The organism is Methylophilus glucosoxydans (assembly GCF_042676145.1).
Lineage (GTDB): Bacteria > Pseudomonadota > Gammaproteobacteria > Burkholderiales > Methylophilaceae > Methylophilus > Methylophilus glucosoxydans.
The window spans coordinates 195,571-217,637 of sequence record NZ_JBHTJW010000001.1 but is presented as its reverse complement, the minus strand read 5'-3'; the positions used below and the strand labels follow the sequence as shown (position 1 = coordinate 217,637).

General features: G+C 52.3%; 22 protein-coding genes and 1 other RNA gene. 10 read left to right on the top strand and 13 right to left on the bottom strand.

The features are described from left to right. Positions 1 to 15: 15 nt before the first annotated feature. Genes mraY through mraZ form a run of 7 tightly spaced genes read right to left on the bottom strand, consistent with a single transcriptional unit; the run spans position 16 to position 7,416 of the window. Positions 16 to 1,119 (bottom strand): phospho-N-acetylmuramoyl-pentapeptide-transferase, encoded by a 1,104-nt coding sequence (mraY, locus tag ACFQ1T_RS01055; RefSeq protein WP_194749189.1) that lies wholly within the window; start codon positions 1,117 to 1,119, stop codon positions 16 to 18. A gap of 8 nt (positions 1,120 to 1,127) precedes the next feature. Next, positions 1,128 to 2,492, bottom strand: coding sequence for a UDP-N-acetylmuramoyl-tripeptide--D-alanyl-D-alanine ligase (locus ACFQ1T_RS01050; protein ID WP_379073436.1), 1,365 nt, complete (start codon positions 2,490 to 2,492; stop codon positions 1,128 to 1,130). Further along, positions 2,489 to 3,919 (bottom strand): UDP-N-acetylmuramoyl-L-alanyl-D-glutamate--2,6-diaminopimelate ligase, encoded by a 1,431-nt coding sequence (locus tag ACFQ1T_RS01045; RefSeq protein ID WP_379073435.1) that lies wholly within the window; start codon positions 3,917 to 3,919, stop codon positions 2,489 to 2,491. Before ACFQ1T_RS01045 ends, ACFQ1T_RS01050 begins: the two co-directional genes overlap by 4 nt. Further along, positions 3,916 to 5,643 (bottom strand): peptidoglycan D,D-transpeptidase FtsI family protein, encoded by a 1,728-nt coding sequence (locus ACFQ1T_RS01040; RefSeq protein ID WP_194749186.1) that lies wholly within the window; start codon positions 5,641 to 5,643, stop codon positions 3,916 to 3,918. The genes ACFQ1T_RS01045 and ACFQ1T_RS01040 overlap by 4 nt, the downstream gene beginning before the upstream one ends. Before the next feature lie 25 nt (positions 5,644 to 5,668). Next, a complete protein-coding gene (ftsL, locus tag ACFQ1T_RS01035; protein WP_194749185.1) occupies positions 5,669 to 5,947 on the bottom strand; it encodes a cell division protein FtsL in 279 nt (92 codons plus the stop codon). Between the two features lie 36 nt (positions 5,948 to 5,983). Continuing rightward, positions 5,984 to 6,973, bottom strand: coding sequence for a 16S rRNA (cytosine(1402)-N(4))-methyltransferase RsmH (rsmH, locus tag ACFQ1T_RS01030; protein WP_379073434.1), 990 nt, complete (start codon positions 6,971 to 6,973; stop codon positions 5,984 to 5,986). Further along, positions 6,970 to 7,416, bottom strand: a complete 447-nt coding sequence (gene mraZ, locus ACFQ1T_RS01025; RefSeq protein ID WP_275356553.1) for a division/cell wall cluster transcriptional repressor MraZ — start codon at positions 7,414 to 7,416, stop codon at positions 6,970 to 6,972. Before mraZ ends, rsmH begins: the two co-directional genes overlap by 4 nt. A gap of 331 nt (positions 7,417 to 7,747) precedes the next feature. On the opposite strand from mraZ, the gene ACFQ1T_RS01020 reads away from it, so the two are divergent. Together ACFQ1T_RS01020 and ACFQ1T_RS01015 are read left to right on the top strand one after the other, a co-directional pair. Beyond that, the gene (locus tag ACFQ1T_RS01020) at positions 7,748 to 8,131 is read left to right on the top strand and encodes a glutaredoxin family protein (protein WP_379073433.1); all 384 of its coding nucleotides are present in this window, start codon (positions 7,748 to 7,750) and stop codon (positions 8,129 to 8,131) included. Positions 8,132 to 8,436: 305 nt separating this feature from the next. Next, positions 8,437 to 9,648 (top strand): OmpP1/FadL family transporter, encoded by a 1,212-nt coding sequence (locus ACFQ1T_RS01015; RefSeq protein ID WP_379073432.1) that lies wholly within the window; start codon positions 8,437 to 8,439, stop codon positions 9,646 to 9,648. Positions 9,649 to 9,717: 69 nt separating this feature from the next. Here the strand turns inward: ACFQ1T_RS01015 and ACFQ1T_RS01010 are convergent, their stop codons facing one another. The 3 genes from ACFQ1T_RS01010 to rnpB all read right to left on the bottom strand — a co-directional run bounded on the left by ACFQ1T_RS01010 (position 9,718) and on the right by rnpB (position 13,320). Continuing rightward, complete coding sequence (locus ACFQ1T_RS01010; RefSeq protein WP_379073431.1) at positions 9,718 to 10,884, bottom strand: mechanosensitive ion channel protein MscS; 1,167 nt, start codon at positions 10,882 to 10,884, stop codon at positions 9,718 to 9,720. Between the two features lie 105 nt (positions 10,885 to 10,989). After that, on the bottom strand, positions 10,990 to 12,600 hold the full coding sequence (locus ACFQ1T_RS01005; RefSeq protein ID WP_379073430.1) for a sensor domain-containing diguanylate cyclase: 1,611 nt from the start codon (positions 12,598 to 12,600) through the stop codon (positions 10,990 to 10,992). Between the two features lie 377 nt (positions 12,601 to 12,977). Beyond that, positions 12,978 to 13,320: RNase P RNA component class A (gene rnpB, locus ACFQ1T_RS01000), an RNA gene on the bottom strand. A gap of 61 nt (positions 13,321 to 13,381) precedes the next feature. On the opposite strand from rnpB, the gene ung reads away from it, so the two are divergent. Next, entirely contained in the window at positions 13,382 to 14,074 is a 693-nt protein-coding gene (gene ung, locus ACFQ1T_RS00995) for a uracil-DNA glycosylase (RefSeq protein WP_379073429.1), read from the top strand. Here ung and pyrC read toward each other — a convergent pair. After that, entirely contained in the window at positions 14,071 to 15,105 is a 1,035-nt protein-coding gene (pyrC, locus tag ACFQ1T_RS00990) for a dihydroorotase (RefSeq protein ID WP_194749179.1), read from the bottom strand. The genes ung and pyrC overlap by 4 nt on opposite strands. A gap of 12 nt (positions 15,106 to 15,117) precedes the next feature. Continuing rightward, entirely contained in the window at positions 15,118 to 15,975 is an 858-nt protein-coding gene (gene rsmI, locus ACFQ1T_RS00985; RefSeq protein WP_379073428.1) for a 16S rRNA (cytidine(1402)-2'-O)-methyltransferase, read from the bottom strand. 92 nt (positions 15,976 to 16,067) lie between these two features. On the opposite strand from rsmI, the gene ACFQ1T_RS00980 reads away from it, so the two are divergent. The 3 genes from ACFQ1T_RS00980 to ACFQ1T_RS00970 all read left to right on the top strand — a co-directional run bounded on the left by ACFQ1T_RS00980 (position 16,068) and on the right by ACFQ1T_RS00970 (position 17,487). After that, positions 16,068 to 16,424, top strand: a complete 357-nt coding sequence (locus tag ACFQ1T_RS00980) for a YraN family protein (RefSeq protein WP_379073427.1) — start codon at positions 16,068 to 16,070, stop codon at positions 16,422 to 16,424. An 80-nt stretch (positions 16,425 to 16,504) separates the two neighbouring features. Next, a complete protein-coding gene (locus tag ACFQ1T_RS00975) occupies positions 16,505 to 17,074 on the top strand; it encodes a BON domain-containing protein (protein ID WP_379073426.1) in 570 nt (189 codons plus the stop codon). 125 nt (positions 17,075 to 17,199) lie between these two features. After that, complete coding sequence (locus ACFQ1T_RS00970) at positions 17,200 to 17,487, top strand: DUF3579 domain-containing protein (RefSeq protein ID WP_194749175.1); 288 nt, start codon at positions 17,200 to 17,202, stop codon at positions 17,485 to 17,487. Position 17,488: 1 nt separating this feature from the next. Here the strand turns inward: ACFQ1T_RS00970 and ACFQ1T_RS00965 are convergent, their stop codons facing one another. Then, complete coding sequence (locus ACFQ1T_RS00965) at positions 17,489 to 17,935, bottom strand: TlpA family protein disulfide reductase (protein ID WP_379073425.1); 447 nt, start codon at positions 17,933 to 17,935, stop codon at positions 17,489 to 17,491. A gap of 323 nt (positions 17,936 to 18,258) precedes the next feature. Here ACFQ1T_RS00965 and trxA point away from each other — a divergent pair, with 323 nt between their 5' ends. From trxA to ACFQ1T_RS00945, 4 genes are all read left to right on the top strand, one after another. Further along, a complete protein-coding gene (gene trxA, locus ACFQ1T_RS00960; protein ID WP_194749174.1) occupies positions 18,259 to 18,585 on the top strand; it encodes a thioredoxin TrxA in 327 nt (108 codons plus the stop codon). A gap of 81 nt (positions 18,586 to 18,666) precedes the next feature. After that, positions 18,667 to 19,926 carry a transcription termination factor Rho gene (rho, locus tag ACFQ1T_RS00955; RefSeq protein ID WP_194749173.1) on the top strand — a complete coding sequence of 420 codons (1,260 nt, stop codon included), beginning with the start codon at positions 18,667 to 18,669 and terminating at the stop codon, positions 19,924 to 19,926. A gap of 103 nt (positions 19,927 to 20,029) precedes the next feature. After that, complete coding sequence (rpmE, locus tag ACFQ1T_RS00950) at positions 20,030 to 20,230, top strand: 50S ribosomal protein L31 (RefSeq protein WP_018987393.1); 201 nt, start codon at positions 20,030 to 20,032, stop codon at positions 20,228 to 20,230. Positions 20,231 to 20,354: 124 nt separating this feature from the next. Further along, positions 20,355 to 22,040, top strand: a complete 1,686-nt coding sequence (locus ACFQ1T_RS00945; protein WP_379073424.1) for an ArnT family glycosyltransferase — start codon at positions 20,355 to 20,357, stop codon at positions 22,038 to 22,040. Positions 22,041 to 22,067 lie beyond the last annotated feature (27 nt).

Below are 22,067 nucleotides of genomic sequence, written 5' to 3'. Positions count from 1 at the left end.
AATGACGTTTTCGTCTTATCTCAATTTCAGGGTGGATAATCCCACCAGCACCAGCATCATGGTAATGATCCAGAAACGCACGACGACCTGTGTCTCTTTCCAGCCTTTTTGTTCGTAGTGGTGATGCAAAGGCGCCATCAAAAAAATGCGTTTGCCGGTCCCAGTCATTTTTTTGGTGTATTTGAAATACAGCACTTGCGCGGCCACCGAGAAGGTCTCAATCACGAACACGCCGCCCATGATGAACAGCACGATTTCCTGACGTACAATTACGGCGACCACGCCCAGGGCCGCGCCCAGCGCCAATGCACCGACATCGCCCATGAACACTTCAGCCGGATAAGCGTTAAACCACAAAAAGCCCAAGCCCGCACCAGCCATTGCCGCGCAGAACACCATCAACTCGCTGGCGCCAGCCACATAGGGAATCCCCAGGTATTTTGAAAACACGGCATGCCCGGCGACATACGAGAAAATCGCCAGCGCACTACCCACCATCACGGTAGGCAAGGTCGCCAGACCATCGAGACCATCGGTCAGGTTGACGGCATTGCTGCTACCGACAATCACCAGATAGGTCAGCACAATAAAACCGGTGGCACTCAGCGGAAACACCAGGTGCTTGAAGAAAGGCACAATCAGTGTGGTTTCTACAGGGGTGCTGGAGGTCGCGTACAGAAAGCCTGCCACGCCAAAACCGATCAGGCTTTGCCAGAAATATTTTTCTTTGGCAGACAGGCCCTTGGGATTTTTAAAGACCACTTTACGGTAGTCATCGACCCAGCCAACCGCACCAAAACCCAAGGTAGTGATCAACACCACCCAGATAAAGCGGTTATGCAAATTGCCCCAGAGCAAGGTAGACACGGCGATGGCGACCAGAATCAATGCGCCGCCCATGGTCGGGGTGCCGGCTTTGACCAGATGAGTTTGTGGACCATCATCACGCACCGCCTGACCGACTTTGTATTCGGTCAGCTTGCGTATCATGGCCGGGCCGACCAGGAATGAAATCGCCAAGGCCGTCAGTGTCGCCAGCACCGCCCTGAAGGTAATGTAGTTGAATACATGAAACCCATGCACATCCGAAGCCAGCCATTTTGTTAGTTCTAGTAACATACTCTTCCCTATTTCCCCACCTGTTCAGTGGCTTGCGCCTCAACCAACGCCTGTACCACGCGCTCCATTTGCATGAAGCGTGACCCTTTGACCAATACGATGTCTTGCGCAGTCACCGCCTGATTTAAGGCCTCGACCAGGCTGGGCAGTGACTCAAAATGTTGTGCCTGCGGCCCAAACGCCTGCGCAGCGGCTTTAGTCAGGGTGCCCAGTGCATAAAACTGACGTATGCCCCGGTCTTTGGCATAGCGGCCAATCTGTGCGTGCATGGCCTCAGCATCCGCGCCAAGTTCGCCCATGTCGCCCATGACGAACACGGTATTCTCGCCCAGGCTGCTGAGCACATCGAGCGCCGCCTTCATCGAATCCGGATTCGCGTTATAAGTGTCATCAATCAGGCGCGCACCACAGGCCGCGGTTTTTTGTTGCAAACGGCCCTTGACGCCTGCAAACCGGGCCAAGCCTTGCGCCACTTCGGTCAGGCTGACACCCGCGGCCAGACAGCTCGCAGCAGCGGCAAGTGCGTTCATCACGTTGTGAGCACCTGGCACGGCCAGCGTGACCTCGACAGACTCATCTTGAAAGCTAAGCTTGAACTGACTGTCACCATCCAGCATTTCACCCTGCACATCGGCGGCCTGCTGCATGCCAAAACTCAACACCCGGCGCGCAGGATTCAAGCCGCGCCAGTAATCGGCAAAGTCGCTATCGGCATTGATCACGGCGACCCCGTCCACAGCCAATCCGGCAAAAATTTCGCCCTTGGCCTTGGCAATGTTTTCCCGCGACCCCAGTTCTCCAATGTGCGCAGTGCCTGCATTATTGATGACCGCCACATTTGGCCGCGCCAGACGCGTCAGGTAATCAATCTCACCGAGATGATTCATGCCCATCTCGATCACGGCGCACCGGTGCGTTGCGCGCAAACGCAACAGGGTCAGCGGCATGCCGATATCGTTATTAAAGTTACCGGCCGTGGCCAACACCAGATCGGTGCCGCCGACATGCACTTGCATAATCGCGGCAATCATTTCTTTGGTGGTGGTTTTGCCGTTACTGCCAGTGACCGCAATCAGTGGCAATGCCAATTGCTGGCGCCACCAGCTGGCCAGCTGGCCTAACGCCAGGCGGGTGTCTTTCACCAGCACGGCAGGCAAATCGGTCTCTACGGGCTTGCTGATCAGCGCTGCCACCGCGCCTTGCGCAGCCACTTGCGGCAAAAAGTCATGGCCGTCAAATTTCTCACCCGGCAAGGCCACAAACAATTGCCCGGGTAGTACGCGGCGACTGTCAGTATCTACCGAAGTCACTGTGACGTCGTTGCCCAGCAAAGTGCCTTGCAATACCTCGGCGATGGTTTTCAGCGCAATCATGCGTTCACCTTTTTCTTCAATGCGCTTTGCACCCACTCCGCATCACTGAACGGATAGCGGATACCCTGGATTTCCTGATAGTCTTCATGCCCCTTGCCAGCCACCAACACCACGTCGCCTTTGCCCGCCTGGCTGACCGCCAATGCAATCGCCTTGGCACGGTCAGTCTCGACCGCGGCTTCACGGCGCATACCCTCGGCAATCGCCGCAATAATGGCGTAGGGATTCTCACTGCGCGGATTGTCATTGGTCATCAACACCAGATCGGCCAATTCATCAGCAATGCGCCCCATTTCACTGCGCTTACCACTGTCACGGTCACCGCCACAGCCAAATACACAAGTCAGCTTGCCGCGGGTTTGCATGCGCAAGGTATGCAGCGCTTTCTCCAGCGCGTCCGGCGTATGGGCATAATCCACCACCACCAGCGGCAGGTCGCCACCCCCAAACATCTGCATGCGGCCAGCCACCGGCACCAGTCCCGACACAGCCTGCAAGGCGGCAGGCAAGGCTACCTGGTTGGCCAGCAGGCTGCCCAGTACCGCCAATGCGTTATACACATTGAATTGGCCCAGCGCGTGCAATTGCACTTCGCCAATGCCATGCGGTGTACGCACCTTGATTTCAAAACCGGTGGCATGCATGGTCACGGCCGTGGCACAAATATCTGCCTCTGGTTGCAAACCATAACTGATCACGGTTTTGCCCTGCTTGCGCAGTTCGGCAATCAGGCTGGCACCAAAGGCATCATCCAGATTGATGACCGCGGCTGACAGGCTCTGCCAGTCAAACAATTTGCGTTTTGCAGCCTGATAAGCCTCCATGGTCAGGTGGTAATCCAGATGATCACGCGTCAGGTTGGTGAATACAGCCACATCAAAGGCCACCCCATTCACACGCCCCTGGTCCAGGCCATGCGAAGACACTTCCATCGCCACCATCTGCACCTGGTCCAGCACAAAGTTGGCCAGCATGTTTTGCAACTCTACCGGGCCCGGTGTGGTATTTTGCGTGGGCTGCAAGTCTTCGAGTACGCCATTGCCCAGTGTGCCAATCACAGCAGACTGTCGCTGCAAAAAGCGGTAAGCCTGCGCCAGCCAATGCGTGACCGTGGTTTTGCCGTTAGTACCGGTAACACCCACACACCACAATTGCTCGGATGGATTTTTGTAAAACTGGCTGGCGATATGGCCCACCTGATATTTCAGCTCGGGAATCGCAATATTGTGGACTTGCCAGTCAGGGTTCCAGTCAAAGCCCTCACTATCCCAGATCACAGTATTCACCCCTTTGGCAATGGCATCGGCGATGTAATCGCGACCATCGCTGTGCTGACCAGGATAAGCGAGGAACAAGCCATGCTTTTCCACCTTGCGGCTATCTGCCGTGATGCCATGGACGGGCGCGGGAATAATGTATTTACTCACATCGCCTCCTTGACTTCAGCCGCATCCGCAGGCGGCGTCACAGGCAGCGCATTGCCGTCTTGCGGGATCACCAGCATACGCAACACATCATTCATCACCGCGCTAAACACCGGCGCCGCCACACTACCACCGTAGTATTCGCCATTGCTCGGTTCGTCTATCATCACCGCCATAATCAGGCGCGGATTAGAGGCGGGCACCATGCCAACAAACGAACCCACATATTTGTCGTGCTCATAGCCATGGTCACCGAGTTTGTGCGCCGTGCCGGTTTTACCCGCCACGCGGTAACCGGTCACCTGCGCCTTGATCGCGGTGCCGCCAGGCTGCACGACCAGCTCCAGCATATCCTTGACCGAATTGGCCACTTTGGCTGAAAACACCTGACGCCCGACAGGTGGCTCGGAGAGTTTATTCAGAGTCACCGGCAGCAATTCGCCCTCGTTGGCAAATACGGTGTAAGCACGCGCCAACTGCAACAAGGTCACGCTGATGCCGTGACCGTAAGACATGGTGGCCTGCTCAATCGGACGCCAGGTCTTGTAATCACGCACCTTGCCAGAGGCCTCGCCCGGGAACCCGATTTTGGTCGGAGAGCCAAAGCCGAGTTGCACATAGGTGTTCCACAATTGCTCGCGGTTTAAATCGAGCGCCATTTTGGCCGAACCAACGTTGGAGGACTTCTGGATCACCTGTGACACCGTCAATACCTGATTCGGGTGTGCATCGTGAATGGTGGCGGTCCCAATACGCAAAAAGCCGGGGGCAGTCTGGATTTTGGTATCGGGCTGATAAGGACCAAACTCCATGGCTGCCGCCGCAGTGACCGGCTTCATGGTCGAGCCCGGTTCAAAAATATTGACGATGGCCGAGTTGCGCAGCTTGCTGGCGACATTGACCGGATTGTTCGGGTTATAGGTCGGGATATTCACCAAGGCCAGCACCTCGCCGGTTTTAGCATCCAGCACCACCGCTGCGGCCGCTTTGGCTTTGTGTTTTTCAACCGCACGCGACAACTCGCGGTGCACCACATATTGCACGGTGCGGTCTATGCTGAGTACCAGATCCTGACCATCATGCGGCAGTTTGACCGCGACCAGATCCTCGACAACATGGCCCTTGCGGTCACGCACAAAGTCACGCTTGCCGGGTGTACCAGACAGAACATTGTTGCGATAGAGCTCCATGCCCTCTACGCCTGTGTCATCCACGCCCGTGAAACCGACGATATGCGCCGCCACTTCTGCCGCTGGGTAGAAGCGTTTGTATTCTTTTTGACTGAATACGCCGGGCACTTTCATCGCCATCACCTGTTTTGCCACATCGGGCGCCACTCTCCGTTTGATATACACAAATTCTTTTTTCTTTTTCTGCAACTTCTGTTGCAGCTCTTTGGGCGGCATCTCGAGCAATTTCGCCATTTGCTTGAGCTGTGCCGCCGTAAACTGTACGTCGGTCGGGTTAGCCCATACCGACTCCACTGGCAAGCTGATCGCCAATGGCTTGAAGTTACGGTCATAAATCTTGCCGCGATGTGGCATCAACACCACTTTGCGCCGCGAAAACGCCTCACCCTTTTTAATCAGGTAATCCTTATGCAAGGTTTGCAGGTAAAACCCGCGCCCCAGCAACAGGACAAAACTCAATAGCAGCAAGACCAGCAGCGTTCTTCTGCGCCAGGCCGGCAGCTTGACCAGCTTGTGTTGGCTTTCCTTAAGCAACATGACTGTTGATCCTCGTCACGCCTGCTCAGGGCGCCGCTGGCGCATCCAGCAGAATGACCTGCGTTTGCTGCATGCTCGGGCTGTGCATATGCAAACGGGTGGTCGCAAACTCTTCCAGGCGCGAATGCATGGCCCAGGTGCTCTGCTCAATTTGCAACTGGTCATACTCGGTCATGTACTGTTTGGTCAGCATTTCTTGCCGGTCCAGCTCAAAATACAGTTTGCGCGCCTTGTATTGGGCCGTGACCACACCCAGCGCCATCGCAATCGTCAATGCAAACAAAATCAAATTGAGCCGGATCACTGGTCTAAGCCTTGTTCAAACGATGGCATCATTTAACTACTGCACCGTGGTGCGTTCAGCCACGCGCAAAACCGCGCTGCGTGAACGTACATTTGCTGCCACTTCAGCCTTGCTTGGCTTGATCGCCTTGCCCACGGGCATCATGCGCGGCTGTGGCAAGTCTTTGGCGCGTACAGGCAAGCCTGCGGGCAGGTTGTCGCGATCGGCTTCCGACTGAATAAAGCGTTTGACGATGCGATCTTCCAGCGAATGGAAGCTGATCACCGCCAGACGGCCTTGCGGGCGCAACAAACGTAAGCAATCCGGCAACACTAGCGAGAGTTCCTCAAGCTCTTGATTGACGAAAATCCGTAAAGCCTGAAATGTGCGCGTTGCAGGGTTCTGGCCCGGCTCATTCTTGGGGATGGCGCCTGCCACGATCTTGGCAAGTTGTCCTGTAGTGGTGATGGCATGCCCATCTTCGCGCTCTTTAACAAGCGCCCTTGCAACCTGCTTAGCAAACCGTTCTTCACCATAATCTTTAATCACCTCCACCAATTGTTTTTCTGGCATTTCAGCCAGCCACTGCGCCGCAGTCTTGCCGCGGCTTTGATCCATACGCATATCCAGCGGCCCGTCAAAACGGAAACTGAAACCACGCTCACCCTCATCAATCTGTGGCGACGAAATCCCCAGATCGAGCAAAATGCCATCCACCGCCTGCACACCCAACGACTCAAGCACCTCCGCCATGGAGGAAAAATGCGCATGCACCATGCTAAAACGCGCATCGGCAATCGCCTGCCCATGCGCAACAGCCGCCAGATCACGGTCCAGCGCGATCAAACGGCCTTCACTACCCAGCTGGGAAAGAATGCGGCGACTATGTCCGCCACGGCCAAACGTCCCGTCCACATACACGCCATCCGCCCGCACATTCAAGGCGTCCACCGCCTCATGCAACAACACGGTGATATGACTGGCGGCGGCTGGTGACACTGACGTTTCCGTCAAGGACGCGGGCGCTGACTTCGCGCCCCGCGTCATAGCGAGAATCCTTCGAGTTCTTGTGGAATCTGTAATTGATCCGCCGCCATCAGGCTTTCCAGCTGCTGATCCCATGCGGCCAGATCCCACAATTCAAAATGACTACCCTGCCCGACCATCATCACTTCCTTGTCGAGCTTGGCAAATTTGCGCAGTACAGCATTCACCAGCAAGCGGCCCGCAGAATCCAGATGCATCACATCTGCCTGACCGACGATCATGCGCTGAATACCACTGGTTTGAGGATTAAAACTGGACAAACTGGTCAGCTTGGTCTCAATCGGCTCCCAAGCTGCTTTGGGATACAAAATCAGGCAACGGTGAGGATGCGCAGTCAGCACAACCTCCCCCTGCCCACCGGCCGTCAGGGCGTCACGATGCTTGGCCGGCACACTTAGCCGCCCCTTCGCATCCAAACTCAACTGTACCGCCCCGCGAAACATCAATTTTGATCCTTAACCCTATTTCTTGTTGAAAAAAGGAATAATTTCCCACAATTCAACACAAAATCACCCTTTTGCACACTATAGATAAAAAAAAAGTGCTTGGCAAGCACTTTGGGTGAAAAAATCTCTTTTAAAGACAATGACTTAGAGCATTTTAACAAAGCAATTCAAATCAACGCATTGGCGCAATTAATACATAAAGTTGTTTAATAAGGATAGCTATCCCATTGAAATTATTGAATAATTAAAAAACAGTATTTTCTGGCGATTTTTTAGGCAAAAAATAGGTCTAGGCAAGCATGTCCGCCATCCCACATACACTCTTTTGATGAAACTTTCCCCACGCTTAAACTTCCTGATTTTAGGGACAGCGATTTTGCTGGCCATGCAATGGCATACCTGGTGGTTTTACCTGAACCCGCCACCAGATTTTAGCCATGGGCAAGTGGTGCTCTACGCCACCGACTGGTGCCCCTATTGCGAAAAAACGCGCGCACTGCTGGCAACGAAAGGCATTCACTATAAGGAAATGAATATCGAAACCTCAGAAGAAGCGCGCAGCCAATACCAGCGGCTGGCGGCAAACGGCGTCCCCGTCTTATTAGTGGCAGGAGAGGTGGTGCGTGGCTACCACCAGCAGAGAATGGAAGCCCTATTGGATGCCTGGCAACGGGAACACAAACCAGCGGCTCTAACCAAAGAATACGACTGACGCTAAACCATTAACAATGCCTGACATGCGCTTATTTAGCCTAAGGCCCTCTCAAACAGACCACTCAGCAATGATTAACGCTATAAACATATAGGAAAACTTCCTTAAAAAAGATATGCTTTTGCAAAATTGGCCCATGCATCCCTGTTTAATCGCCCAATCAAATAGGCTGTAAAAGCGGTATAACTGGCGGGTCCGAATACATAGTTAAAAAGTTAACTTATCAATTAGACCCTAGCCAAAATTAGACCCCAGTCATGCCACCGATGATATTCCGCACAATCCGTTTACTCCCACTTCTTTTAATGGCACTGAGCCTGCCAGTGCGGGCAACCAATGGCATTCTGCTCATTGGTTACGGCGCTGAATCCACCCTCATGGGCGGAGCGGATACCGCTGTGGCACGGGATACCAGCGCACTGAATACCAACCCGGCCGGGCTGGTGCAAATCAAAAGCAAGCAGTTCGATGCTTACGGCTCAGTGCTGCGCACCACCCATCTCGAACAGGTTGACGGGCGCAACGACCAACACGCAGATAATCGTTACACCTTATTAGCTGGTGGCGGATATGCACAAGCACTGGAGGATCTACCCTGTACTGCGGGCATCGGCTTTTTTACCCAAGGCGGGGCCGGGGCGGTGTTTAAGCATATCAACACGCCGTTTGGCACCAATGACGAAATGTACTCTTTGTTTGGTATCGCCAAAATCACGCCGGGCATGGCTTGCCAGGTGAATGACCGTTTATCCGTCGGCGCCGTACTGAGCATCAATTACGCCAGCATCAAGCAAGGTTTTTTTTACAACACCTCTGTCCCGAACGTATTTTCAGGGTTTAAAAACAAAGGTGCAGATACGATACGCCCAGGGTTTAAGGTAGGCGTGCAATATCGACTGGATGAGCAATGGACACTGGGCTTTAGCTACACCGAAAAAACAGAATTGCCACTGACTGGCGGGACATCATTGGTGAATAATGGCGCATCTGGGGTGGTCCGTTATCGTGACTTGAGCATTAAGGGCTTTGCTCTGCCGCGCGAGGTAGCAATTGGTGCTGCATTCAAACCGGATGACCGTTGGCTGCTCTCCGCCAAAATCAACTGGATACAATGGAGCGATGCCATTAAGGATGTCACCACCACCTGGCAAGATCCTGACAACTCATCAGCAGCGAGTCAACTGAGAACGGTCAACCCGCAGAACTGGCATGATCAACTGGTCTATGCCCTGGGCGCGGCCTATCGCTACGACGACAAAACGACGCTATATGCAGGTTACAACTATGGTAAGAATCCGGTACCCAGGCAAAATTCCAGCGCGCTGCTGGCGGCGACCCTAGAACAACACATCACGCTGGGCATGGCTCGCAAGCTTGATTCCAACTGGAAAATCACCAGTGGTATCGAATGGTTGCTGCCCAAAGACGTGACTTACAATAGCAATGTGTTCGGACAAAATACCGAAGCGAATAACGGCGGTTTTTTCCTGCACATGATGCTGAGCAAACAGTGGTAAACAGACACAGGTTAAGCTGAGTTCAGCTTAACCTGCCAGATGACGTTCACTGGACAATGGCGCTAGCCCTTAATGTCCCTGACCGCTTTTAAGAAGGTCAGTGTTAAATCCAAATACCTTGCCCGCCCAGAGAAATATGACCCAGGCGAGCACCCCAAACGGCAAATACCCGGCAAAGCCCAGTAGCGGCATTTCGACATAAATATGTATCACATTCACGTAAGGGATGTCGTATACCCAATAATTAGGGTTGGTGACCGGCAATACGGGATGCGCGCTACCATAGTTCCACACCTCCCAGAACAAGCCGTTAATGATTGCACTCAGCGCCATTAATAGCACTGGACTCCAATTGCCTTTTGCGACATCGGTAAATGGCGTCCAGATGCCACGCATTATCAATATGGCGCTAATGCCGATTAAAGGCGCAATCCACATGGCCCAAAATAATGGATATGGCCAGAACGGCACGGCAGCCAACAAGACAAAGCTCAGGTATAACATCGGCTTGGCCGGCAGTGAGAGCGCTGGACCTTGTGCATAGCGTGCGACAAATTTTGGAAACGCATTAAGCAAGGTATACCACTCAAAAATTGCCGGCCACACAGTGGTATACGCAAACAGAAAAATCCATACGATCTTGGCATGGCTTAATGCAGGAATATCATCTGTATTGGGGTAGTACCAGTTACCCAAGGCAAAATAATCAAAATACTCAAAGAAATACCAGCCGCCTAGCGAGACAGCCGCACTGATCAGAAATGTCTTGGGGCGGCTGGCAAACAGCGAGTAGCCGCCCGCATAGCGAAATGTCAGGCCATCGAGCACAAAGATAAATCCCCACCACATGGGGGTGAACGCGTAATACACCAGATCACCAAACGGAGTCGTACGCGCCAACATCAACCACCAGAAAAACAGCGTGACCACCATCCCGGCCCAAAACCACCAAGGCAGGGCGCGCTGGACAGGCTGCGGAGAAGGTGCGACTGGCTTAAAGCCAAACCATTGCGGGAAGAGTAAAAAAATCGCGACCGCGGCTTCGAGCAGAGCAATGACAACAAACACGATCAAATTAAAGCCAGGCGGGTCTTCAACAAACTGCGGCGGAAAAATACCGAAGCCAGGCGGAAGATGCGTAGATGGATAAGCAAACCAGGATGAGATCAATGGGATGAGTATCATCGCCAAAATGGTCATCACCAGCGCAGAACGTGTTGTTGCAGCTGCAAACATAAATTCCCCCTTGATTGACTAACAATGTGTTGCCCCAATGCTGCGCACTGATGAACATGGCATCCTTAGCGCAACTGATCTTGCCATGTTACGGCTCTTGTTTTGTTATTGTATTTTGCGCACGCGCTTATTTTCGTACATGCGCATATCCGCCAAACGCATAAACTCAGAGATATTATCAACCTCATAATAATAGGCGGACCCTGCGCTGGCCCCGGAAAACTCAAACCCCTCACGGCGCATATTTTCAACCGCCTCTTGCAGCGCCTGCTCTACAACGACCACCTCACCTTTGTGACTTAATACGGCAAACTCATCCCCACCCAATCGATACAAGATGAGCGTACTGCCTAAATAATGCTGATATTTTTTTGCAAAGCAGATCAGCAACTCATCTCCACGTGCATGCCCGTAATGATCGTTATAAAACTTAAGTCCATCCAGATCAATAAAGGTCAGGCTACTCTGCATGGGTAGCCGATCCAGCGCTTTTACAAACGCATAGCGATTAGGCAGGCTGGTTAAAGCATCCGAATTGGCTACTTTCTCCGTCATGCCCAGCGCCTCTAATGCCTCTTCTTTTTCTTTATGCAATTGGGCAAATTGAAAAGAAAGCACCAACGCCAGCAATACCACCTCAATGGCCACACTCACCAGGCCCAGATGTTCGATATACAAATCAAACTGTTGATGCATTTTGCTGAGGCTGATCGTAATAATGCCCGACACAAAAAACAGGCTAATCGCGATTAAATAGCGTTTGGCAGTGGCATTTTTACGCTGGCTTTGCCTGATGGCCGTAGCCAGCCCATAGCATAAAAACAGCCCAACTTCATAGCGGCAAAATTCCAATGCCCAATTGGGGAAAGCAATGGACAACAACAAAAACAAGACCATCACCACCAAAATCACCCGCCCCGCCGCATAGAGTCGCTTGTGTTGATACGGATTGATTTCCAGCAAATGCATCACAAACAGGATGTACGCAATACTGGAAAACAGGATAGGCATCGAAGCCCAATAGATGGAGTGAAGATTAAACAGGTCGGAAAGGACCAGCAGGGCGGCACTGTTAAAAAGAAAATTACCCGCAATAAAAATGGCATACATGGCTTCCACTTTACGATTACGGCTAGTCGCCAGTACCGTATAGTAGATGCCCAACCCCCAAAAGACCCCCAAACCAAACAGCGTCAGCGCATTTCCACGCTTGATGGCATGCATGTAACTGGCCTCATCATCTAAATAAGGCTCGGGAATCGCCAAATAATTGATAGAAATCAGTTGCGTGGCCAAGACATATTTGCCTGGTGCCAGATTGACACTGCGGCCATGCCTCAAGAAAAAGGGATTCTCAATTCGACGGCCAATCCCCCCTTCCAGCTTCGCCACCTCATGCCCTCGCTCGTCATACACCTGATGCTGGAAATACTCTATGGTACTGGTATTTTTGAAATCAACCACATACGCGTTGTTTGTCTTGATTTCAAACGAAGCAATATAAAGATAATGCCCGCCTCTCGGACTCACCGTCGCAACAGGCGCGTACTTTTGACGCAGTGGATCAGAGAGAAACTGCTGGGGACTTTGCCCGCCTTTATAGGCATGGACTAGCGACCAGACACCCTCTATCGATTGAGGAGAGGCCTGCACCAAGCCAATGGACAGCACAGCGATGATGATCGCTATGATCCCCCTGCCCAAGCTACTCAACATCCCCATCATCCATCACCGTTTTTATTGATTAATACGCAAACTATACAAGAAAGTCTCGCGAACGCACAGCTTCAAAGGCTACCTGCCAGACTGCCCTTAACACGTCTTTTCAAAACGCCAGACTGATCGAAAATCAATCACCGCAACTGTGACAGCCCGCGAATACCTTCCCGTAGAACTAAAAGGAATATCAAGCCGTTGTAGAGACTCTACTATATTGTTGATTTAAGCGTCTTCATCTGCGTCAGGAAGAGCCCCGTCGAGGCCCAGCATGCTTTAACAGCCCCAAGCACATGACTCATTGAGGGATAGATGGGTGAGGCGGCCTGATCTACGGCCAAGGAAGCGACCACTTGGAAAGTGATCGCGAAATAAAAAAGTAAAGCCAACCGGTAAGCCGGGTTCTGTAACTACTTGCGTAGCTGACAGTCATTCCTCTAGGCGTGCAATTACTCACACGCTCAAGCTATCTACCCGCTGGCAGCGCGAGCCACGCCTTATTACTTGCGTAAAATGCCAGCCTATTTGATATTGCTGCAGATGGAGGTTACCGCGTTTCACATCCACCTCACTAAAGAGGCTTACTCGTCTCTGTGGCCCTATTCCTCGCCTTATACTGTTGCCAGCTTTCAGCGTACGGCCGTTAGCCGTCATCCCGCTCTGTGCAGCCCGGACTTTCCTCCCCCTGTTTGCACAGGCGGCGACTGTCTGGTTGGCTTCACCACTATTTTACCATGCCTGAACGAACACCCTATAATGTGCGGAATTATCCTGGACTTGAATGCTCATGACCTCAACAGAAAAACCCGGCCAACTGGACCCGACCTGGCAAGCCGTGCTTGGCGCAGAATTCGATCAGCCTTATATGCACTCGCTCAAGGCTTTTTTGCAACAGGAAAAAGCGGCCGGTAAAACCATTTTCCCGCCAGGCCCCCTGATTTTTAATGCCTTTAATCACACGCCCTTCGATAAAGTACGCGTGGTGATTATCGGCCAGGACCCTTACCATGGGCCGGGGCAAGCCCATGGCCTAAGCTTCTCCGTGCCTGCGGGCGTCGCACTTCCTCCATCACTCATGAATATTTTTAAAGAGATTGAAGCCGATCTTGGGGTGCGCATGAGTGGGAGTGGCGACCTGACACCTTGGGCGGATCAAGGGGTGCTGTTACTGAATGCCACCCTGACAGTACAAATGGCCAATGCCGGTTCGCACCAGAACCGTGGCTGGGAGCAGTTTACTGATGCGGCGATTGCTGCATTGAATGCACAGCGGACAGGCCTGGTGTTTGTGCTGTGGGGCAGCTACGCACAAAAGAAAGGGGCCATGATAGACCCCAATAAACATCTGGTTTTAAAATCGGTGCACCCTTCACCACTCTCGGCGCACCGTGGCTTTTTTGGCAATCACCAGTTTTCCAAAATCAATGACTATCTGGCTGCACAGGGCCAAGCGCCGATCAACTGGCAACTTTAAACCAGCTTCCATGCCACAGTCTGCCCGGCGCGCAAGGGCACCAGCGCATCATCCGCAAAAGGAATGCTCTCAGGCACCAGCCAGCTTTGTTTGTGCAAGGTCACCTGAGTAGTATTGCGTGACAGATGGTAAAAATCCGGGCCATAAAAGCTGGCAAAACCTTCGAGCTTATCCAGCGCGCCCGCCTCTTCAAAGGCTTCGGCGTATAGCTCAATCGCCGCATGCGCGGTATACATGCCTGCGCAGCCACAGCTAGCTTCTTTGGCAGATTTTGGATGTGGTGCGCTGTCTGTCCCCAAAAAGAATTTGGGCGAACCGGAGGTCGCGGCTTTGACCAGTGCGGCGCGATGCGTTTCGCGCTTGAGCACCGGCAGGCAGTAATGATGCGGACGGATACCACCAGTAAACATGGCGTTGCGGTTCATCAGCAAATGATGGGCGGTGATGGTGGCGGCCAGATTGGCTGGCCCGGCCGCCACAAACTCGGCGGCGTCTTGCGTGGTGATATGCTCAAACACCACTTTAAGGCCAGGAAAATCCTTGAGCAGCGGTTGCAAATGGCGCTCGATAAATACTTTTTCACGGTCAAACACATCGACATCGCCATCGGTGACTTCACCGTGTATCAGCAAGGGCATGCCCTGCTTTTCCATCTCGGCCAATGCGGCTGCACATTTTTGCAGGCTGGTCACGCCTGAGTCACTGTTGGTCGTCGCGCCCGCCGGATACAGTTTGACCGCATGCACCACCCCAGATTGACGTGCCGCAGCAATTTCACTGGCAGGCGTATTATCTGTGAGATACAGCGTCATCAAGGGCTCGAACACCATGCCGGCTGGCAAGGCTTGCTTAATGCGCTGATAGTAAGCCAGCGCGGCCTCGGCGGTGGTCACAGGTGGCCGCAAGTTAGGCATCACGATGGCGCGTGCAAACTGTTTAGCCGTATCCGGCAATACGGCTTTCAAGCCTTCGCCATCTCTGAGATGCAAATGCCAGTCATCGGGACGGGTGAGGGTAATTTTGGTTGTCATGCATTCATACCTTTATTCATGAGTATTGGCGGCCTTGAACGCCAGCGCCGCTTCATAGAGTTCATTTTTTTTCTGGCCAGTGATATCAGTTGCCAGTGCCACCGCCTGCTTGAGGGGCAACTCCTGTAACAGGCGCTGCAGTATCCTTAATGTTTCGTCATCCAGGCCCTCGGCTTTTTCCTGCACATCAGCATGCACCAGCAAGACAAACTCGCCACGTTGCTGGTTGGGGTCTGCCTGCAACCAGGCGACCGCTTCGGCCAAGCCACAGGTGTGTATGGTCTCGAAGGTCTTGGTCAGCTCGCGCGCCAGCGTCAGCTGACGGTGGCCACCCAGCACAGCAGCCAGGTCAGTGACACACTCCACAATACGGTGCGGCGCCTCATAAAAAACCAGCGTGGTTGGCAGCGTTTTCAATATCTCTAACCGCTTGCGCCGCTGCGAGCCACTGGCAGGCAAAAAACCCTCAAAGTAAAAACCGGGCTGGACGATGCCTGCGGCCGACAATGCCGTAATGACGGCGCTCACGCCCGGAATCGGCACCACCGCCAATCCTGCCTGCCTCACCCCTTGCACCACCAGCGCACCAGGATCACTGACAGCAGGCGTACCGGCGTCGGTCACCAGGGCAATCGATTCCCCAGCCTGCAAGCGCTTGATCAAGCCTTGTGCCGATTGCTGCTCGTTGTGTTCATGCACCGCCAGTAAGGGCTTGCTGATGCCCAAGTGCCTTAACAACCCGACCGTATGCCGGGTATCTTCTGCGGCAATCGCATCCACCAGCTGCAATGTGCTGATTGCGCGCTGCGTGATATCGCCCAGATTGCCGATAGGCGTCGCAACTACATATAATGTGCCTGACTCTGTCATCGCGCTATTTTATGCCATCGCAGGCATTTCGCTAAGTTGTTTCATTGCGTATTCAACAACCCAAATGCAGGCATTATTCTGGTGAGAACCCTATGAAGCTGAATCAAAACAATCAGGGATTGGCTGCGGAACAAGCCGCCGTGCGCTTTCTGCAACAGCAGGGCCTTACCTTGGTGACACAAAATTACAGCTGCCGCTATGGCGAAATTGACCTCATCATGCACGAAAAGAACACGCTGGTGTTTGTAGAAGTGCGCTTGCGCAGCAACCGGGCATTTACCAGTGCGGCCGACAGTATTCATTATCACAAGCAGCAAAAACTGCTGCGCGCCGCGCAGTATTACCTGCAAAGCCTGGACCGCCAGCCGCCATGCCGGTTTGATGCCATTCTGTTTGACAACAGCAGCTACCAATCGCCAGAATGGATTCGTAATGCAATCGACACATAAAAAGCGTAGAATTTTATGCTTGAATGCCTGTCACATTAGCTCATCCGTTTGTTTCACCTAAGTCATCACAAGGAATTCTCATGACAAAAAAACTCTCACTGATCGCATTGGTATTATTAACCGTGCAATTGACAGGCTGCTTCCCGGCGGTCGTTGGCGGTGCCGCAGTCGGTGGCTCAATGGCGGCAGACCGTCGCACCTCAGGCATTTATGTTGAAGACGAGAATATTGAACTCAAAACGATGAAGCGCATGTCGCAATATATGGATAAAGCCTCACATATCAATGTGACCAGCTATAACCGCATCGTGTTGCTGACTGGCGAAGTGCCTAACGCCGGACAACAAGCCCAGGCTGAAACGCTGACTCGCGAAATCTCAAACGTACGCAGCATACACAATGCCTTAACCATAGGCTTTGCCTCTTCTATCAGTGACCGCACCAATGATGCTTACATCACCACCAAGGTCAAAGCCCGTTTTGTCAGCGAAAATATGTTTCCGGCCAATGTCGTTAAAGTCGTGACCGAAGCCGGTGTGGTTTACCTGATGGGCATCGTTTCTGAAAAAGAGGCCAATGATGCCGTCGAAATCGCCAGAAGCACCGAAGGCGTGAGCAAGGTGGTCAAGGTTTTTGAATATACCAACTAAGGATAGGCGGCATCAGTCGCGATGCGCAAACATTGCAGTCCTTCTGTGAGGTTTTTATGCATCCCAGTGCTCGTACTGATAACGCTTACCCCTGACTATTAATTTGTATTTTTTAAGGAATCCGCATGGAAACTCAGGAAATTATTATTCAAGGCATCACACTGGCGGGGAAACCTTTCCGCCCGAGCGACTGGGTAGACCGTATGTGCAGCACCTATGCCAGCTTTGGCGTTGACAAGAAGCTGCGCTACTCGCCCTATTTGAAACCGAAACTGGTCAACAATGTACGCAGCCTGTCTGTGGATATGAAGCTTAAAGACGTGAATCCGGCTGGCTTTGAGCAGCTGATGCAGTTTGCAAAAGAGAACCAGTTGAGCGTGATCAACCCAGCCGGCGAAGCAGTCAACATTTAGACTAGGGCTTTACGGGGACATTAAACGCGGATTCCTTGAGTAACTGCTCTAACCAGGCGCGACTCAACGCGCCGCGTTTAACTTGATACAAGCGGCCATCTGGCGCATAAATATAGGTGGTCGGCAAAACTTCAGGCTTGTGAGCCGTCGGCTTTTGCGCCTCACCGAGCACCACCGGATAAGAAATCAGCATATCATCGGCATACTTCTTGACTGAGGCCACAGACTCATACTGGACCGCCACCCCGAGCACCATCACGTTTTGATTAACATGGGCATCATAAAACGTCACCAGTTCAGGCATTTCTTCAAGACAGGGCGGACACCAGGGGGCCCAGTAATTCACCACCAGCCAACGCCCCTTGTATTGGGAAAGCTGATGTTTATGACCAGCCATATCCTGCATCACCCAGTCCCGGGTCACCTCCTGCGCCAGGGTCTCGCTCATGTTTGATAATAGCCATAGACTCAGCCATCCGATGCGCAACATGTTAAATAACATCAAGCCCTCTTGTTTTTAATGAAGATATGCCGCATTTACAAACAATAATGCAGGGAAAAACTTGATTATGCTTGAAAACTGTTGCTATACTAGCTGCAATCTTTTTAGTAATTTCAGTTTTCAGCAAATTACTCATTCAAAAATAATTGATTCAACTGATTCAAATAACGTTTAGCCTAAACAATATTTAGTCAAACACATTCAGAATTTTTCTGTTGATACCCTGTCTACTATTGACTTACATCCTTCACCAATCTTAAGAGGCAATAATGAGCGACAACATTACCCATTTAAGCGACGCCAGCTTTGAACAAGAAGTATTGCAATCCACGATTCCGGTACTGGTTGATTACTGGGCAGAATGGTGCGGACCTTGCAAGATGATTGCGCCGATTTTGGATGAGATCAGCAAAGAGTATGCGGGTCGCCTGAAAGTTGCCAAGCTCAACATTGATGACAACCAGAACACACCGCCTAAATATGGTATCCGTGGTATTCCCACACTGATGTTATTCAAAAACGGCAATGTTGAAGCCACCAAAGTGGGCGCCTTGTCCAAATCTCAGCTCAGCGCGTTCATCGACAGCAACATCTAACTTCTTTACCCGGTTTCAACGTCTGCGAAACCGGGTTTTCTTTTCAATCTCTCAGATGTTTTTCAATCTTGCGAGTTATTCATGCACCTATCCGACCTTAAACACCTTCCTGTGACCGAACTGGTCGAAATGGCGATCGCCAACGACATTGAAAATGCGAGCCGTATGCGCAAGCAGGATCTCATTTTTGCCATCCTTAAAAACAAGGCAAAAAAGGGCGACAGCATTTTTGGTGATGGCACGCTGGAAGTGTTGCCTGACGGATTTGGCTTTTTGCGCTCACCCGACACCTCCTATCTGGCAGGTCCCGACGACATTTACGTCTCCCCTTCACAGATTCGCCGCTTCAACCTGCACACAGGTGATAGCATTCAAGGTGAAATCCGCACACCTAAAGAAGGCGAACGTTACTTTGCCCTGGTCAAGGTTGACAGCGTCAATGCCGAGGCGCCCGAGAATACCAAACACAAGATTCTGTTTGAGAACCTGACTCCGCTATTCCCGACCATCCCACTGACGCTGGAACGCGATATCCGCGGTGAAGAGAACATCACCAGCCGTGTGATCGACATGATTGCACCTATTGGTAAAGGTCAGCGCGCCTTGCTGGTCGCCAGTCCGAAAAGCGGTAAAACAGTCATGCTGCAAAATATTGCACACGCGATTACGGCCAACCATCCTGACTGTATTCTGATTGTGTTGCTGATCGACGAGCGCCCGGAAGAAGTGACCGAGATGACCCGCTCAGTGCGTGGCGAAGTGGTGGCTTCAACCTTTGACGAACCGGCCACCCGCCACGTACAAGTGGCTGAAATGGTGCTGGAAAAAGCCAAACGCCTGGTTGAGCACAAAAAAGATGTCGTCATCCTGCTCGACTCCATCACGCGTTTGGCGCGTGCGTACAATACGGTGATCCCGTCTTCCGGCAAGGTCTTGACCGGTGGTGTGGACGCCAATGCCCTGCAAAAACCCAAGCGTTTCTTTGGTGCGGCTCGTAACGTCGAAGAAGGCGGTTCGCTGACCATCATTGCCACGGCACTGGTTGATACCGGCTCACGCATGGACGATGTAATCTACGAAGAATTCAAGGGCACCGGCAACATGGAAATCCATCTGGATAGACGCATGGCCGAGAAGCGCACTTACCCGGCGATCAACGTCAACAAGTCGGGCACCCGCCGCGAAGAGCTGTTGCTGGATAAAGATGTATTGCAGAAAATCTGGGTATTGCGCAAATTGCTCTACCCCATGGACGACCTCGAGGCGATGGAGTTCTTGCTTGATAAAATCAAGGCCACCAAGAGCAACAACGACTTTTTTGACAGTATGCGTCGCGGCTAATGCTGCCAACGATACAAATATTTTTGAGATTGTGCTTGATAAAGCAGAAGAATTCATAGATAATCGCGCGTTTACTGCAACTGCTTAAGATTAGAGAGAAAGCATGAAAGCTGATATTCACCCAAATTACCCGGAAATCAACGTCACATGTAGCTGTGGCAACAAATTTAAAACCCGTTCTACTAACGGTAAAGACTTGAACATTGAAGTCTGTTCACAGTGCCACCCGTTCTACACTGGTAAACAGAAGATCGTGGACACCGCTGGTCGCGTTGAGAAATTCCGCCAAAAATACGGCATGTAATTTCGGCGAAGATCGTCCAGAAAGGCAGCATGGCTGCCTTTTTTGTTTTAATCTATAGGCATTAAGCTTGAGCTGAATGATCTGTTCTTGTTAAGGGCGTTTACTTCGCGATCTGTATTCCACCATGCAGTTTTACATTGACCACGACTGGCAAGAAAACATGGCTACCCCGCGCGCCAAGGTCGGTGAGCGGGCAAAAACACATTTGCTGATCCTGCTCTGTGCCATCTGGTTGTGCGTGGGCCTGATAGGGCATTCACCCTGGAAGCCGTTCGAGTCGCAGACGGCCAGTATCGTCCAAAGCCTGTTTGAACATCCGTTCCTGTCCATGCAAAGCTGGACCGAAGGCTACTGGATTGCGCCAGTATCGGCAGGCCACCCTGCCCTGGAAACCCCGCCCTTGTTTTACTGGGTCGCAACTGGTTTTGCGCATCTGCTCTCCCCATTTTTACCTATACATGATGCAGCCCGACTGAGTGTTGGTGTCTGGATGTTGCTGACACTGATCATGATGGGCTTGAGTGGGCGGGAGCTGTGGAACTTTGGTGTTGGCAGACAAACCAATTTCATTTTCATAGGTTGCCTGGGGTTGGTGGTGAGCGCACACACCATGATGCCGGCCGTGGCGGCTTTGAGTGGCATCACCATGGCGTTTTACGCCCTGGCACTCGTCATCCGCAAGCCATTACGTGCTGCAGGTTTGCTAGGAGCAGGCTTGCTGATCTCATTTCTGGCGGGTGGCGTATTGCCTGCACTCACCATTATCGGGACGACGGTTTGCCTGCTGCTATTGCCTGCCATTCGTCAACATCGTGCACAATCCCAGGCCTTACTGGCAGGCGTGCTGCTTGCAGTACCTGGCATCTGGCTGTGGTGCTCGCTATGCCAGCAATGGGCTCCCGAACTTTGGCAGACCTGGTGGCAATCGCAATGGCAAGTGCAACTCCCGACAAAGCATGCTTACTTTGTCCGCACCTTGGCCTGGTATGCCTGGCCAGCACTCCCTTTTGCCATGTGGGGCGTTTGGCGCTTTCGCCAGAGCGTGCTGAGCACCTACCGCTTTCAATTGGGACTGATCTTTTTTACCGTGGCCTTTGTACTGATCGGCTTTTATAGCGACCGCAGTGAAGTGAATGCCTTGCCCTTGCTGGTCCCGCTGACCGTGCTGGCAGCTGGCAGCATAGAAACGCTCAAACGTGGCGCAGCGGGTGCCTTAAACTGGTTTGGATTGATCTTGTTTGGCCTGTTAATTGCCATTGCCTGGCTGGGTTGGTGGGCCATGCTCAATGGCACCCCCGTCAAACTGTATCAGCGTCTGAGCTACCTGTCCGGCCTGCAAATGATTCCATTCAGCCTGCTCTACGGTGCGATTGCGGTAGCCGTGACCCTGATCTGGTTGTCCATTGTCTTGCGTTCCAAACACTCCAACCGATCCAGCGCCACGAACTGGGCCATCGGCATGACCTGTGCCTGGACCGTATTCATGAGTCTCTGGCTCCCGATGATAGAAGCGGCGCGCACCTATCAGCCCCTGTTTGAAGACTTGCGCAAGCATTTGCCCACGCATTACCAATGTATTTATGCGCAAAATATAGGCAGCTCGCAAGAGGAGTTATTGCACTATCATGCCAAGATACGCCTGCAAACCCAGGCGACTGCAAAACCGGCAGACTGTGATTTGTACCTGATTGAAGACCAGCCTGGAAAACGCCACGTGTTGCCCGGGGATGAATGGCGCGTCATTTGGGAGGGGGAGCAGACCCGCCAGAATCGCGAGTCTTTCAGATTATTACAGCGACACCACAAGTAATACAGAAAACGGCGACCAGACCTTCAG

Coding starts and splice junctions, on each gene's coding strand:
- mraY (WP_194749189.1), bottom strand. CDS start 1,119: ATGTTACTAGAACTAACAAAATGGCTGGCTTCGGATGTGCATGGGTTT.
- ACFQ1T_RS01050 (WP_379073436.1), bottom strand. CDS start 2,492: ATGATTGCGCTGAAAACCATCGCCGAGGTATTGCAAGGCACTTTGCTG.
- ACFQ1T_RS01040 (WP_194749186.1), bottom strand. CDS start 5,643: ATGTTGCTTAAGGAAAGCCAACACAAGCTGGTCAAGCTGCCGGCCTGG.
- rsmH (WP_379073434.1), bottom strand. CDS start 6,973: ATGACGCGGGGCGCGAAGTCAGCGCCCGCGTCCTTGACGGAAACGTCA.
- mraZ (WP_275356553.1), bottom strand. CDS start 7,416: ATGTTTCGCGGGGCGGTACAGTTGAGTTTGGATGCGAAGGGGCGGCTA.
- ACFQ1T_RS01020 (WP_379073433.1), top strand. CDS start 7,748: ATGAAACTTTCCCCACGCTTAAACTTCCTGATTTTAGGGACAGCGATT.
- ACFQ1T_RS01015 (WP_379073432.1), top strand. CDS start 8,437: ATGGCACTGAGCCTGCCAGTGCGGGCAACCAATGGCATTCTGCTCATT.
- ACFQ1T_RS01010 (WP_379073431.1), bottom strand. CDS start 10,884: ATGTTTGCAGCTGCAACAACACGTTCTGCGCTGGTGATGACCATTTTG.
- ACFQ1T_RS01005 (WP_379073430.1), bottom strand. CDS start 12,600: ATGTTGAGTAGCTTGGGCAGGGGGATCATAGCGATCATCATCGCTGTG.
- ung (WP_379073429.1), top strand. CDS start 13,382: ATGCTCATGACCTCAACAGAAAAACCCGGCCAACTGGACCCGACCTGG.
- pyrC (WP_194749179.1), bottom strand. CDS start 15,105: ATGACAACCAAAATTACCCTCACCCGTCCCGATGACTGGCATTTGCAT.
- rsmI (WP_379073428.1), bottom strand. CDS start 15,975: ATGACAGAGTCAGGCACATTATATGTAGTTGCGACGCCTATCGGCAAT.
- ACFQ1T_RS00980 (WP_379073427.1), top strand. CDS start 16,068: ATGAAGCTGAATCAAAACAATCAGGGATTGGCTGCGGAACAAGCCGCC.
- ACFQ1T_RS00975 (WP_379073426.1), top strand. CDS start 16,505: ATGACAAAAAAACTCTCACTGATCGCATTGGTATTATTAACCGTGCAA.
- ACFQ1T_RS00970 (WP_194749175.1), top strand. CDS start 17,200: ATGGAAACTCAGGAAATTATTATTCAAGGCATCACACTGGCGGGGAAA.
- ACFQ1T_RS00965 (WP_379073425.1), bottom strand. CDS start 17,935: ATGAGCGAGACCCTGGCGCAGGAGGTGACCCGGGACTGGGTGATGCAG.
- trxA (WP_194749174.1), top strand. CDS start 18,259: ATGAGCGACAACATTACCCATTTAAGCGACGCCAGCTTTGAACAAGAA.
- rho (WP_194749173.1), top strand. CDS start 18,667: ATGCACCTATCCGACCTTAAACACCTTCCTGTGACCGAACTGGTCGAA.
- rpmE (WP_018987393.1), top strand. CDS start 20,030: ATGAAAGCTGATATTCACCCAAATTACCCGGAAATCAACGTCACATGT.
- ACFQ1T_RS00945 (WP_379073424.1), top strand. CDS start 20,355: ATGCAGTTTTACATTGACCACGACTGGCAAGAAAACATGGCTACCCCG.